Annotated in this window: 14 protein-coding genes; 10 read left to right on the top strand and 4 right to left on the bottom strand. The window is 71.6% G+C overall.

Features of this window, described 5'->3' with window-relative positions; all coding sequences use genetic code 11:
- Together ACTJK8_RS19170 and ACTJK8_RS19165 are read left to right on the top strand one after the other, a co-directional pair.
- Positions 1 to 434, top strand: a 434-nt coding sequence (locus ACTJK8_RS19170) for a DNA translocase FtsK (protein WP_440762356.1), incomplete at its 5' end; no start/stop codon positions are given.
- Between the two features lie 277 nt (positions 435 to 711).
- Complete coding sequence (locus tag ACTJK8_RS19165) at positions 712 to 1,620, top strand: LolA family protein (protein WP_024829146.1); 909 nt, start codon at positions 712 to 714, stop codon at positions 1,618 to 1,620.
- A 12-nt stretch (positions 1,621 to 1,632) separates the two neighbouring features.
- Here the strand turns inward: ACTJK8_RS19165 and ACTJK8_RS19160 are convergent, their stop codons facing one another.
- Entirely contained in the window at positions 1,633 to 2,367 is a 735-nt protein-coding gene (locus ACTJK8_RS19160; protein WP_012320681.1) for a lysophospholipid acyltransferase family protein, read from the bottom strand.
- A gap of 159 nt (positions 2,368 to 2,526) precedes the next feature.
- Here ACTJK8_RS19160 and xth point away from each other — a divergent pair, with 159 nt between their 5' ends.
- Together xth and ACTJK8_RS19150 are read left to right on the top strand one after the other, a co-directional pair.
- On the top strand, positions 2,527 to 3,336 hold the full coding sequence (gene xth, locus ACTJK8_RS19155; RefSeq protein WP_012320680.1) for an exodeoxyribonuclease III: 810 nt from the start codon (positions 2,527 to 2,529) through the stop codon (positions 3,334 to 3,336).
- Positions 3,337 to 3,604: 268 nt separating this feature from the next.
- On the top strand, positions 3,605 to 4,483 hold the full coding sequence (locus ACTJK8_RS19150) for an SDR family oxidoreductase (protein WP_012320679.1): 879 nt from the start codon (positions 3,605 to 3,607) through the stop codon (positions 4,481 to 4,483).
- An 81-nt stretch (positions 4,484 to 4,564) separates the two neighbouring features.
- Here the strand turns inward: ACTJK8_RS19150 and ACTJK8_RS19145 are convergent, their stop codons facing one another.
- Positions 4,565 to 6,895, bottom strand: coding sequence for an FdhF/YdeP family oxidoreductase (locus tag ACTJK8_RS19145; RefSeq protein WP_440762355.1), 2,331 nt, complete (start codon positions 6,893 to 6,895; stop codon positions 4,565 to 4,567).
- A gap of 143 nt (positions 6,896 to 7,038) precedes the next feature.
- Here ACTJK8_RS19145 and ACTJK8_RS19140 point away from each other — a divergent pair, with 143 nt between their 5' ends.
- The 6 genes from ACTJK8_RS19140 to ACTJK8_RS19115 all read left to right on the top strand — a co-directional run bounded on the left by ACTJK8_RS19140 (position 7,039) and on the right by ACTJK8_RS19115 (position 10,202).
- Complete coding sequence (locus ACTJK8_RS19140; RefSeq protein ID WP_162471041.1) at positions 7,039 to 7,269, top strand: hypothetical protein; 231 nt, start codon at positions 7,039 to 7,041, stop codon at positions 7,267 to 7,269.
- Positions 7,270 to 7,482: 213 nt separating this feature from the next.
- Positions 7,483 to 8,265 (top strand): SDR family NAD(P)-dependent oxidoreductase, encoded by a 783-nt coding sequence (locus ACTJK8_RS19135; protein WP_071000012.1) that lies wholly within the window; start codon positions 7,483 to 7,485, stop codon positions 8,263 to 8,265.
- A 105-nt stretch (positions 8,266 to 8,370) separates the two neighbouring features.
- Positions 8,371 to 8,637 (top strand): hypothetical protein, encoded by a 267-nt coding sequence (locus ACTJK8_RS19130; protein WP_012320675.1) that lies wholly within the window; start codon positions 8,371 to 8,373, stop codon positions 8,635 to 8,637.
- A 137-nt stretch (positions 8,638 to 8,774) separates the two neighbouring features.
- A complete protein-coding gene (locus ACTJK8_RS19125; protein ID WP_012320674.1) occupies positions 8,775 to 9,089 on the top strand; it encodes a hypothetical protein in 315 nt (104 codons plus the stop codon).
- A gap of 138 nt (positions 9,090 to 9,227) precedes the next feature.
- Positions 9,228 to 9,530, top strand: coding sequence for a GCG_CRPN prefix-to-repeats domain-containing protein (locus tag ACTJK8_RS19120; RefSeq protein WP_012320673.1), 303 nt, complete (start codon positions 9,228 to 9,230; stop codon positions 9,528 to 9,530).
- A gap of 201 nt (positions 9,531 to 9,731) precedes the next feature.
- Positions 9,732 to 10,202, top strand: coding sequence for a hypothetical protein (locus ACTJK8_RS19115; RefSeq protein ID WP_043074269.1), 471 nt, complete (start codon positions 9,732 to 9,734; stop codon positions 10,200 to 10,202).
- A gap of 214 nt (positions 10,203 to 10,416) precedes the next feature.
- Here the strand turns inward: ACTJK8_RS19115 and ssb are convergent, their stop codons facing one another.
- Both ssb and ACTJK8_RS19105 read right to left on the bottom strand, forming a co-directional pair.
- The gene (gene ssb / locus ACTJK8_RS19110; protein WP_058607958.1) at positions 10,417 to 10,974 is read right to left on the bottom strand and encodes a single-stranded DNA-binding protein; all 558 of its coding nucleotides are present in this window, start codon (positions 10,972 to 10,974) and stop codon (positions 10,417 to 10,419) included.
- A gap of 168 nt (positions 10,975 to 11,142) precedes the next feature.
- Positions 11,143 to 12,162, bottom strand: a complete 1,020-nt coding sequence (locus tag ACTJK8_RS19105) for an NADP-dependent oxidoreductase (protein WP_440762354.1) — start codon at positions 12,160 to 12,162, stop codon at positions 11,143 to 11,145.
- Positions 12,163 to 12,228 lie beyond the last annotated feature (66 nt).

Raw genomic sequence — 12,228 nt, 5'->3', positions numbered from 1 at the left:
TGGTCGCCCACCTCAAGCGCCAGGGCCGCCCCAGCTACCTCGACGCCGTCACCGCCGACGACACCCCCGAGGAGCCCGCCAAGGAGGGCGGCCGGTCCGGCCGGGGCTCCAAGGCCGCCGCGGCCGACAAGGCCGAGCGGTCCGACGAGCCCGAGGAGGAGGCCCCCGTCTTCGACATCGGCGCCTTCGCGGCGGCGACCGGCGGCGAGTCCGACGACCTCTACAAGCAGGCGATCGAGGTCGTGCTGCGCGACCAGAAGGCGTCGACGAGCTACATCCAGCGCCGCCTGCAGATCGGCTACAACCGCGCCGCCTCCATCATGGAGCGGATGGAGATCGAGGGCATCGTCGGCCCGGCCAACCACGCCGGCAAGCGCGAGATCCTGGTCGCCGGGGCGACGCACAGCTCGGCCGGGATGTACGACGACGAGTGACAGGCTCCGTCCCGGGCCGCCCCCCTGCGCGGCGGCCCGGGCGTCGCATCTTCGCCACAGGCCGGGGTTCTACAGGGCCTGCGAAACCCGCCCCGTCCTCGCGAGCGGAGCGACGCAACCCAGGGCAGCGCGACGTCGACGCGCGCGGCGCACCTGGATTGCTTCGCTCCGCTCGCGAGGGCGAAGGGGCACCGAGACGTCTGCGGCAGCCCGCCAACTTATGTTCCGCCCCGTTTGCCGCCGGAGCTTGCCCGCGGTGCCCCAGGAGATTCTGCCGATGATCGGCCGCCGCATCCGCACAGCCGGCTCCGTGATCGCCGCCGGGCTGTGGCTCGCGACCGCCAACCCGGCCCACGCGCAGGTCGGCGCCTTCATCGACAGCCTGTTCGGCCACAAGGAGGAGCCCGCTCCGCAACCGGAAGCCGCCCCGGCGGCGCCGGCGCCGGCCAAGAAGCCCGCGCCCAAGGCCAAGGAGGCGAGCAAGGAGGCGAAGCCCGGCAGCGCCAAGTCCGGCAAGGGTGGCGACAAGGCGAGCGACAAGGCGGACCACAAGGCGCCCGAGCCGAAGGTCGCGGCGGTGGGCGCCCCGGCGGCGATCGTCACCGGCGACTCGGCCGATCCCGCCACGCTGCTGGCGCAGGCCAACGCCTACTTCAACGGCATCAACACCCTGTCGGGCAACTTCGTCCAGATCGGCGCCGATGGCCGCCGGATCGGCGGCAAGCTGACGCTCGCCAAGCCCGGCCGTCTGCGCTTCGACTACGACCAGCCCTCGCCCCTGGAGGTGGTCGCCGACGGGACCTCGGTGGCGGTGCGCGACCGCAAGCTCAACACCCAGGACCTCTACTTCATCGCCCAGACGCCGCTGAAATTCCTCCTGCGCGAGAAGATCGACCTCGCCCGCGATCTCACCGTCACCGACGTGGCGAGCGATCCGGGCAGCGTCCGCATCAGCCTGGAGGACCGCGCCACCCTGGGCGGCACCTCGAAGATCCAGCTGTTCTTCGATGCCGAGATGAAGACCCTGTCGCAGTGGCGGATCACCGACCCGCAGGGCTACGTCACCACGGTGACGCTCTCGAACCTGCAGAAGGGCAAGAGCGTCGACGGCAGCCTGTTCTTCATCAATTACGGGCGCTCCGAGGACAAGGCGATGCAGCAGCAGATCCAGCAATCGCAGAAGTGACGGGGGCGCCCCTCAGGAGGCGCCGAGCCCGGCCGCGCCGCCGGGCCGCCACCGGTTCAACTCCCGATCGATCGCGCCTTCCGTCCCGTGCAGGAACTCCGCGGTCGGCAGGCCGGGAGCCAGGGCGGCGAGGTAGCTCACCACCACCGTGCCGGACCGGGTCGCCGCGCCCCCGGGCCAGAACAGGCCGGAGTTGAGCGCCACCGGCACCACCGGCAGGCCGAGCCGGCCGTAGAGCAACTCGACGCCGCGCTTGAAGCGCAGCGGCTCGCCGATCGCGCCGCGGGTGCCCTCGGGGAAGATCAGCACCGACCGGCCCGCCGCGACCGCCTCCCGACCGCCGTCGATCATGGTGCGCAGGGCCTGGGTGCCCTTGGCCCGGTCGATGACGATCATCGGCGAGCGGCGGAGGAACCAGCCGACCACCGGGATCGCCAGCAGTTCCCGCTTCGCGACGATCGCCACGTCCGGCACCAGGACCAGGAAGGCCAGGGTCTCCCAGGTCGACTGGTGGTTGGCAACGATCAGGCAGGGCTCGTCCGGCAGGTGCTGGCGGCCCTCCTCGACGTAGCGCAGCCCGACGATCCGCCGCAGCCCGCCCAGGATCCCGCGCGCCCAGAGCCGCGTCGCCCGGCGGATCGGCCGCTGCGGCGATCCGGACAGGAGGAAGATCGCCAGCGGCGCGAGGAACAGGGTCGTCCAGGCGGCCCAGTAGACGGCGAACAGGAGCGAGCGGGCGTGTGCCATGGCGGGCCTCGACGAGGGGCCCGGGACAGGGCAGGGCCCGGGCATAGCGCCTGCAGGTCGATCGCGCACGGCCTTTCGCCCGGCAAACGGTGAGCGGACTGTCGCGGGCCGCGAAATCGGCTATCGGAGCGCAACGCCGTCAGAACCCCAGCGCCGCTCGTGCAACTCACCGTCACCACCTGGAACATCAACTCGGTGCGCCTGCGCATCGATCTGGTTCTGCGCTTCCTCGCGGAGCACAAACCGGACGTGCTCTGTCTGCAGGAGACCAAGTGCCCGGACGACGCCTTCCCGCTGAAGGCCCTGCGCGGCTCGGGCTACGAGCACGTGATGTTCGCCGGCCAGAAGGGCTACAACGGCGTCGCGATCCTCTCGCGCTTCCCCCTGCACACCCGCTCGGTGATGGGCTTCTGCGAGCGCCAGGACGCCCGCCACATCTCGGCGGTGCTGGGGCCGGAGGCCGGGGCGGCCTCGGGCATCGTGCTGCACGACTTCTACGTCCCGGCCGGCGGCGACGTGCCGGACCGCGACCTCAATCCGAAATTCGCCCACAAGCTCGACTTCCTCTCCGAACTGCGCGCCTGGGGTGGGAAGCGCGTCTCCGGGCCGGCGATCCTCGTGGGCGACCTCAACGTCGCGCCCCTGGAGCACGATGTCTGGTCGCACAAGCAGCTCCTCGACGTGGTGAGCCACACGCCGCTGGAGACCGAGGCGCTGGAGGTCCTGCGCGGTGAGGCGGGCTGGATCGACGCGGCGCGCCACCTCACCCCGGAGCCGGAGAAGATCTACACGTGGTGGAGCTACCGCTCCCCCGACTGGTCGGCCGCCAACAAAGGTCGGCGGCTGGACCATGCCTGGGTGTCGCCGGACCTCGCCGGGACCGTCCGGAAGGTCGAGGTCCTGCGCGAGGCGAGGGCCTGGGAGCGCCCCTCGGACCACGCCCCGGTGACCCTGACCCTGGAGCTGTGACCGGGCGCGGAACTGCGGCGCGGTCCGAGCATTGCCCGCTCACGAACCCGTGACGCGAGCGAGCCCCGATGCGCAAGATCCTGATCGCTTTCCTCCTCCCCAAGGTCGTGTCCTACCTGCGCCGCCGCTACGGCGGCCCGCACGCCACCCGCAATCGCGCCTTCTGAGACCGCCCGATCAGGGCCACCGCCTGTGACCCCCGGGCGCAGGCGGTGGCCGCCGCGAAGGCCCTAGATCCTGCGGATCCCCCGCCGAGGAGCCGCACACGATGACCCAGGACCCGCGCGAGGCCGGCCCCCGGCCGCCCTTCCCCGGCGACCAGCAGCAGCCCCGCCCGGGCCTCACTACGAAGATGACGCCGCGCCCCGACCACGGCGAGGAGAGCTACGTCGGCAAGGGCCTGCTCACCGGCCAGGTGGCGCTGATCACCGGCGGCGACTCCGGGATCGGCCGGGCGGTGGCGATCGCCTACGCCCGCGAAGGCGCCGACGTGGCGATCTCCTACCTCGAGGTCGAGCAGGAGGATGCCGAGGACACGAGGGCCTGGGTGGAGAAGGCCGGCCGCCGCTGCCTGCTGCTCCCCGGCGACATCCGCGACGCGGCCCAGTGCCGGGATCTCGTGGCGCGCACCGTCGAGGCCTTCGGGCGACTCGACATCCTCGTGAACAACGCCGCCGCGCAGGTGGTGAACGAGGGCCTCGACGATCTGGCGGCGCCCGACATCGAGGGCTCGTTCCGCGCCAACGTCTTCGCCATGTACTACCTCGCCCAGGCGGCGGTGCCGCACATGAAGCCGGGCGGGGCGATCGTGAACAGCACCAGCGTGCAGGCCAAGGTGGCCGATCCCAGCATGCTGATCTACGCCGCCACCAAGGGCGCGATCGCGAGCCTGACCATCGGCCTGTCGAACCTGCTGGCGCCGAAGGGGATCCGGGTGAACTGCGTCGCCCCCGGGCCGGTCTGGACGCCGATCCAGCCGATCGTGAAGAGCCCGGATCAGATCGAGCAGCTCGGCGCGCAGACGCCGCTCGGCCGTGCCGGCCAGCCCGCGGAACTGGCCCCGGCCTACGTGCTGCTCGCCTCCCGCGAGGGCAGCTACATGTCCGGGGCGCTGGTGCCGGTCACCGGCGGCATGCCGATGCTCTGACGCGGGCGCGGCGATCCGGGCGAGCGCCGCCGCGGAGGGGCGGGACGCCGCCCAAAGCCACGAGGACGCCGTCCGTCCGCCTCAGCCGGTGGCGTATTCCAGCTCCGGCGCGAGGACCGCGTCGCTGTCGGGGTGCACCGTGACGGGGATCGTCTTGGCGGCCGGCGTCTTGCTGCCGATCGCGTAGTGCCAGATCGGCATCAGGACATTGCACTCGGGGTAGTAGCCGCCGATGCAGCCGATCGGGATGTCGTAGGCCACGACCAGCAGGCCCGAGAGCTTGCGGTCGACGCCGTCATCGGCGACCGTCCGGAGCGTGACGGGCTGGCCGATCTTGAGGCCCCGCCGGTCGATGTCCGAGCGGTTCATCAGCACCACCTTCCGGGTGTTCTTGATGCCCCGGAAGCGGTCGTAATAGCCGTAGACCGTGGTGTTGAACTGGTCGTTGCTGCGCAGCGTCATCAGCCGCAGGGCGTCGTGGCCGACATCGGGCATGTCGGCGTCCTCGTCGAGCCCGGTCGGGGTGACGAAGTTGGCCCGTCCCGATTCCGTGCGCCACTCGCGCCGGTTCGCCGGCAGGTCGCGCTGGAAGCCGCCGGGCTCCCACATGCGCCGCTCGTAGTCCCAGAACGAGTCCGGCAGCGTCTCGCCGATCTCGCGGCGGATCTCGGCGAAATCCTCGCTGTACGCCGCCCAGCGCACCCGCGGGTTCGGATCGAGGACGCGCTGCGCCAGCTCGCAGATCAGGCGGATCTCGCTGATCAGGTGCGGCGAGGCCGGACGGCGCAGGCTGCGATTGCCGTGCACGCAGGCCGAGGTGTCCTCCATCGAGAGCACCTGCTGGCCCTTGGAGGTCTCGACGATCTCCAGGCGGCCGGTGACCGGGAGGACGTAGCTGATCGCGCCCGGCAGCAGCGCGGTCCGGTTGAGCTTGGTGATGACGTTGACGGTCAGGGGGATCCGGCGCCACGCCGGCTCCATCTGGCCGTGGTCGGGGATGGCGCGGGCGAAGTTGCCGCCGAGCATGACGAAGGCGCTGACCTCGTCCCGCAGGATCGCCTCGCAGGCCTCGACGGTGTTGTAGCCCGGCTCGCGGGGCGGCGCGAAGGCGAATTGCTGGCCCAGCCGGTCGAGGTCGAACAGCTCGGGCTTGTCGGTGATCCCCATCGTGCGCTGGCCCTGCACGTTGGAATGGCCCCGGATCGGGCAGATCCCGGCGCCGGAGCGGCCGATATTGCCGCGCATCAGCAGCAGGTTCACCAGCATCTGGACGGTCTCGACCCCGGCCCGGTGCTGGGTGAGCCCCATGCCGTAGACGCCGATGGTCGCCTTCGCGTGGCTGTAGACGTGGGCGGTCGATTCCATGTCGGCCCGGTGCAGGCCGGAGCGGCGCTCCAGCTCGTCCCAGTCCTGAGCGCGCAGCCAGGTGGCGAAGGCGTCGAAGCCGTGGGTGTTGTCGTGGATGAAGGCCTCGTCGAGAACGGCGTCGCCGCCCCGGGCCCGGGCCGCGTCGTGCAGGGCGAGGACCGCCTTGCAGATGCCCGCGATGGCGGCGAGATCGCCCCCCGCCTTCACCTGATGGTACTGCGAGCTGATCCGCGTCGCCTTGCCGGTGAGCATCTCGGTAGGCGATTGCGGGTTCAGGAACCGCTCCAGGCCGCGCTCGCGCAGCGGGTTGTAGGTGATGATCGGGACGCCGCGCCGGCTCGCCTCCTGCAGCGGGTGCAGCATCCGCGGCGCGTTGCTGCCGGGATTCTGGCCGAAGAACATGATGCAGTCGGAATGGGCGAAGTCGTCGAGCGACACGGAGCCCACGGCCTGGCCGATGCTCACCGGCAGCGCCACCGAGGTCGTCTCGTGGCACATGTTGGACGAGTCCGGCAGGTTGTTGTTGCCGTAGAGCCGGGCGAAGAGCTGGTAGAGGTAGCTCGCCTCGTTCGACAGGCGGCCCGAGCTGTAGAACACGGTGCCCTTCTGCCGGTCCGGGACGGCCCTGAGCTCGCGGGCGATCTCCTCGACGGCGTGGCCCCAGGAGACCGGCACGTACTTGTCGGTGGCCGAGTCGTAGCGCAGCGGATGGGTGAGGCGACCGGTCTGCTCCAGATGGTAATCGTCCCAGTCCAGCAGCTCCGTGACCGTATGGGTGGCGAAGAAGTCCGGCGTGCAGCGGTGGGCAGTGAGTTCCCAGGCCACGGCCTTCACGCCGTTCTCGCAGTACTCGAAGGGCAGCGGGCTCGCGGGCTTCACCCAGGCGCAGCTGTTGCACTGGTAGCCGTCGACCTTGTTGTGCCGGCTGAGCGCGATCGGTCCGCTCGCCAGCACGCCCTCGCGCCGCAGGATGTTGCCGACCGACAGGGCGGAGCCCCACCCGCCGGCGGGCAGGCGGTAGGGCTTGAATTCGGGCTTGTCCAAGGGGGGCGATCTCCGAACCGTGCCGCCGGGAAACAGCGGGCATATCGCGACGTTCCCCGTTGAAACCGCGGGCGTCACCCTTTGTTCGCGAGATTATCCTGATCTTAACGGAGGTTAGTGTGGCGGTCGGTCGGGACTATCTCTTGAGAAAGCCTTCGGGTCCGTCGAATCCGAAGCTGTTCCTCGACACGCAGGTCGTGCCGCTCGCCGTCAATATCGCGGGAAGCTTGGAGGTGGCGCTGGATCGCGCGGCGGCGCGCACGGGCGTCCGGCCCGCTCTGATCCTGGCCGGCGCGACCGGCCTGATCGGTCTCGGTCTGGTCCGCCTGCTCACCCGTCGGGGCGCGGCGAAGGGCCGATTCGAGCGGATGTGAGCGGAGGAGCCCGGATGCCGGTCATCGCCGGGCGGATGTTCGGGGAGACCCTCGACGGCGCGCGCGCGATCAATCAGACCTTTACCGCGGATCGGTTCTCAACGGCGGGACGGCCCCGAAGGCCTCCGGGTCCGGCACGCGGCGACAGCGCCGCTGCGGACCCGAACGCCGCCCCGCGCCATCCGGGCGCCGCCGATCCCGACGGAGACGACCATGAGCGACGCCCAGGCCCGGACCGCGCTGGTGACGGGGGCTGCCCGCGGCATCGGCCTCGCCACAGCGACCCGCTTCCTCGCCGACGGCTGGAACGTCGCCCTGCTCGACATCGACGGCCCGGGCGTGACGGCGGCGACCGAGCGGCTCGGCCGCCCCGAAGCCACGCTCGCGGTGACGGCCGATGTCTCCGACCCCGAGGCGGTGGCGGCGGCGATCCGGCAGGTCGCCGACCGGTTCGGCCGCCTCGACGCCCTGGTCAACAATGCCGGCATCGCGATCTTCAAGCCGCTGACGGAGACCACCTTCGCCGACTGGTCGCGGGTGCTCGCGGTCAACCTGTCCGGCCCGTTCCTGTGCACGCAGGCGGCGGTCCCGCTCCTATCCGAGCGCGGCGGGGCCGTCGTGAACATCACGTCGATCTCGGGCCTGCGCGCCTCGACGCTCCGGACCGCCTACGGCACCAGCAAGGCGGGCCTCGCGCAGCTCACCAAGCAGCAGGCCGCCGAGCTGGCGCAGTACGGGATCCGCGTGAACGCCGTCGCCCCGGGCCCCGTGGACACCGCGATGGCCAAGGCGGTGCACAGCCCCGAGATCCGGGCGGATTACCACGACGCCGTCCCGCTCGGCCGCTACGGGCTGGAGACGGAACTCGCGGAGGCGATCGTGTTCCTCTGCTCGGAGCGCGCCTCCTACATCACCGGTCAGCAGCTCGCCGTCGACGGCGGTTTCGAGTCGACCGGCATCGGCCTGAAGACGCTGCGCGGCGCGCGCAACACGTGAGGGCGCCGGCCCGATCCGCCAAGTTCGGACAGGGTTCGTTAACCCTGCCGCCGTAGCCCGGACGCTTGGTCAACAGGCGCGGGCACCATGCCGAGACTCGGCTCCATGATCGTCGACGGTCTAGCGTTCCTCCTCGTGGCGATCGCCCTCGCGGCGGTCGTCGCCGGCTACGAGCGGAACCTGCCGGATCCGTCGGCGGCACCCGCGCTGGTCGCCGCGGGCGCCCCCGCGTGGACCGACCCGGAGACGACGGGCTCGATCGCGCCGGCCGCGGGCACGGTCGTCCTCTGGGCGGACGCGCAGCCTGCGCTCGCCACGCCCGAGTCGGATCGCGCCGCCGGCGGCGCCTGGGTGAGCCCGCCCCGCCGCTGAGGCGACGGGCCGATCGGCTCACTGGGCTCTCAGGAAGGCCGGTCGGAGCGGCACCGGAGCGCCCAGGTCGCGATCACAACTGATCGTTAACTATGGTTGCCGAACCTTCCACCGCACAGCGAAGCGGAGAGGCATCCATGGCGCGCGACGGCAACCGACCCCACCCCAGCGCCCTCGCGCGCTACCCGGTTCCGATCGAGCTGATCTCGGCCCTGTTCCGCGCCGACGATGCCGAGCGCGACCGGCTGCTCGCGCCGATGCCGGCCTACGGCCGCGCCCGGATCGCCGCCTACTGCGCCGACCACGCGCGGCTCGAGGCGCTCGGCCTGAAGGTCGCGCGGTCCTGCGACGAGGCCACGCTCGTCCGGGCCGCGGGCGAAACGGTCGGCGCCGATCTGTTCGCGCGCTCGCGGGCGCCCGCACCGGCGCCGATCCAGCTCCAGGCCGCCTGATCGACCTCCGCGTTCCGACCCGTCCGGTCGAAGCCGTCGGGTTGATGAATGCCCGGGCCTGTCCCGGTTCACAGCCGCCGGCGCATCCTCCTGTCATCGGCCCGGTGCGTCCGGGACGCAGGTTCAGGAGATCGTGTCATGATGCGCTCCAAGATGCTCGGCCTCGTCGCGATGGCCGCGGCGGGCCTCGCGACCGCCACGGCGGCGAACGCGGCGCCGTTCGGCTACGGCCCGCCCGAGGCCGGCGCGGTGATCGAGCGCGTGGCCGGCGGCTGCGGTCCGGGCTTCCACCCCAATCCCTGGGGCCATTGCCGGCCCAACGATCGCGGCTGGGGCTGGGGCGGCCCGCGCGGACCCTACGGTGGCCGGCCCGGCTACGGCGGCTACGACCGCGGCTACGGTGGCTACGACGGTCCGCGCCGGTCCTACGGCGGCTGGTGATCCGCACCGGCGACCCTCGAACCGGTCGCCGCGTCTCGAGCTCGGCCCGCCGCGCGCCTCCGGATCCGCGGCCGGTCGGTGCTGGACCAGTGCCCGGCCACCGACTTGTCCCCCCGGAACGGACAAAGCCATATTCACGACGGCATAGAGCCATATTAATGTCTTTCGGGACGCAACATAGTGTCCCGGAGATTCTTCGTCATGAGTCGCTATGTATTTGCATCCCTGATGATCGCCGGCGTGGTGGCCGGCGCCTCGCCGGCCGCGGCGCTCTCCGCGAAGGATTGCTCGGTCAAGTACCAGGCCGCCAAGCAGGCGGGCACGCTGAACGGCCAGAAGTGGAACGACTTCCGCAAGGCCGAGTGCGGTGCGGCGGCCGACAACGCCCCGACGACCGCACCGAATCCGGTCTCGCCCACCGCGGCGACGACCGCGCCGGCCGCCCCGCCGGCGGCTCCGCGCGCCGGGACGACGTCCGCCGCCGCGGCGTCGGCCACGTTCCCCCGCGCCGTCGATCCGCGATACGCCAAGGAATCGGCCGGCAAGGCCCGAATGCACACCTGCCTCGACAGCTACAACGCCGCGAAGGCCGCCGGCACGCTGGGCGGCATGAAGTGGATCGAGAAGGGCGGCGGCTACTACTCGGCCTGCAACCGGCAGCTCAAGGGCTGAGCGGCGGCGTTCCGAGGCACCGGAGGCGGGCGCCCCGGAACCTGCGCCGGCGCGCGATCCGGGCGCGTCGGCGGATCCGGATCCCGGGCTCCGCCGCGCGGCCCCGGGACGATGCATCGATACGGCCGGGCCGATCCGGCCCGGAGGTTCGACTCACCCGAACGGGCGGCCCGCCCGGGTGAGGGAGGGCGCAGCCCCTGGACCGGACGCGATCCTAGAACGGGATGTCGTCGTCGAGGTCGTAGCCGCCGCGGCTGCCGCCGCCGCTGCCCGAGGAGGCCGGGGCCGGACGCCGCTCGCCGCCCTGGGCGCGACCGCCGCCGAAATCGCCGCCGCGATCACCGCCCCGGCCACCGCCAAAGTCGCCGCCGCGGCTGATCTGGCCGCCACCCTCGTCCTCGCCGGCGAAGTCGCCGCCGCCGCGCCCGTCGAGGATCGTCATCTCGCCGCGGAAGCGCTGGAGCACCACCTCGGTCGTGTACTTCTCGACGCCGGAATTGTCGGTCCACTTCCGGGTCTGGAGCTGGCCCTCGATGTAGACCTTCGAGCCCTTGCGCAGGTACTGCTCGGCCACCCGGGCGAGGTTGTCGTTGTAGATCACGACCGAGTGCCACTCGGTCTTCTCCTTGCGCTCGCCGGTCGCCTTGTCCTTCCAGGACTCCGACGTCGCGAGCCGCAGGTTGCAGACCGGGTCGCCCGAACCGAGGCGGCGCATCTCGGGGTCGCGCCCGAGGTTGCCCACCAGAATCACCTTGTTGACGCTGCCCGCCATCGCTCTCTCCTAGTCGTACGGATCTCACAGGGCACCAGCCCGGCGGCGCGCGAACCATGCGCCCGGGCTTCCGGAGCGGCAACGGGCGGGTCAGGCTTGTGCCCGCTTTCCGCAGCGCCGACGGATCTTCTTGTTCTATCTCTGTTCCATTCGGGCGGCAAGGCTCCGTCAGGACACTCGGACCACGAGCTTGCCGAAATTCCGGCCTTTCAACAGGCCGATGAACGCCTCCGGAGCGTTCTCCAGCCCCTCGACCACGTCCTCGCGGTAGCGGACGCGCCCGTCCTGGATCCACCCGGTGACCTCCTTGCGGAACGTCTCCGCCTGCTCGGCGAAGTCCCAGACGATGAAGCCCTGGATGTGCAGCCGGTTGGTCAGGACCGAGCGCATCAGGCCGGGCAGGCGGTCCGGGCCGGGGGGCACCTCGGTGGCGTTGTAGGCGGAGACGAGGCCGCAGACCGGGATCCGCGCGAACGGGTTCAGCAGCGGCAGAACAGCCGCGAAGACCGCGCCGCCGACATTCTCGAAGTACACGTCGATGCCCTTCGGGCAGGCTGCGGCGAGCGCACCCGGCAGGTCGGATCCGCGGTGGTCGATGGCCGCGTCGAAGCCGAGCTCCTCCGTGAGGTAGCGGCACTTATCGGGACCGCCCGCGATCCCGACGGCGCGGGCGCCGTGGATCTTGGCGATCTGGCCGACCAGGGAGCCGACGGGGCCGGCGGCGGCCGCCACCACGACGGTCTCGCCGAACTTCGGCCGGCCGATGTTGAGGAGGCCGGTATAGGCGGTCATGCCCGGCATCCCGAGCACGCCGAGCGCCGTCGAGGGCGGAGCGGCGGCGGGGTCGACCTTGCGCGACCCCTTGGCGTCGGTGACGCAGTACTCCTGCCAGCCCGCGAAGGCCGTCAGCAGGTCGCCCACGGCGTGATCCGGGTGGTTGGAGGCGACCACCTCACCGACGGTTTCGGCGGTGATCGGCGCGCCGATCTCGACCGGCGCCGCGTAGGATTTCGCGTCGCTCATCCGGCCGCGCATGTAGGGGTCCAGGGACAGCCAGCGGGTGCGCAGCAGGACCTGGCCGGGTCCGAGCTGCGGCACCGGCACCTCTTCCAGGCGGAAATTCTCGGGCCGCGGCTCGCCGTGCGGGCGCGAGGCCAGGACGATGCGGCGGTTCATGGCGGTGGTCATGGCGGACTCCCGGAAACTGGCTCCCGCTCCGATCTGGGGCGCCGGGCCCGGGAGGCAAAGGCGCCG

Source organism: Methylobacterium sp. 22177 (genome assembly GCF_052045615.1).
GTDB classification, from domain to species: Bacteria; Pseudomonadota; Alphaproteobacteria; order Rhizobiales; family Beijerinckiaceae; genus Methylobacterium; species Methylobacterium radiotolerans.
Note: the sequence above shows the minus strand (reverse complement) of the source record. Positions and strands in the feature narration are given on the sequence as shown.

Coding starts and splice junctions, on each gene's coding strand:
- ACTJK8_RS19165 (WP_024829146.1), top strand. CDS start 712: ATGATCGGCCGCCGCATCCGCACAGCCGGCTCCGTGATCGCCGCCGGG.
- ACTJK8_RS19160 (WP_012320681.1), bottom strand. CDS start 2,367: ATGGCACACGCCCGCTCGCTCCTGTTCGCCGTCTACTGGGCCGCCTGG.
- ACTJK8_RS19150 (WP_012320679.1), top strand. CDS start 3,605: ATGACCCAGGACCCGCGCGAGGCCGGCCCCCGGCCGCCCTTCCCCGGC.
- ACTJK8_RS19135 (WP_071000012.1), top strand. CDS start 7,483: ATGAGCGACGCCCAGGCCCGGACCGCGCTGGTGACGGGGGCTGCCCGC.
- ACTJK8_RS19130 (WP_012320675.1), top strand. CDS start 8,371: ATGATCGTCGACGGTCTAGCGTTCCTCCTCGTGGCGATCGCCCTCGCG.
- ACTJK8_RS19125 (WP_012320674.1), top strand. CDS start 8,775: ATGGCGCGCGACGGCAACCGACCCCACCCCAGCGCCCTCGCGCGCTAC.
- ACTJK8_RS19120 (WP_012320673.1), top strand. CDS start 9,228: ATGATGCGCTCCAAGATGCTCGGCCTCGTCGCGATGGCCGCGGCGGGC.
- ACTJK8_RS19115 (WP_043074269.1), top strand. CDS start 9,732: ATGAGTCGCTATGTATTTGCATCCCTGATGATCGCCGGCGTGGTGGCC.
- ssb (WP_058607958.1), bottom strand. CDS start 10,974: ATGGCGGGCAGCGTCAACAAGGTGATTCTGGTGGGCAACCTCGGGCGC.
- ACTJK8_RS19105 (WP_440762354.1), bottom strand. CDS start 12,162: ATGACCACCGCCATGAACCGCCGCATCGTCCTGGCCTCGCGCCCGCAC.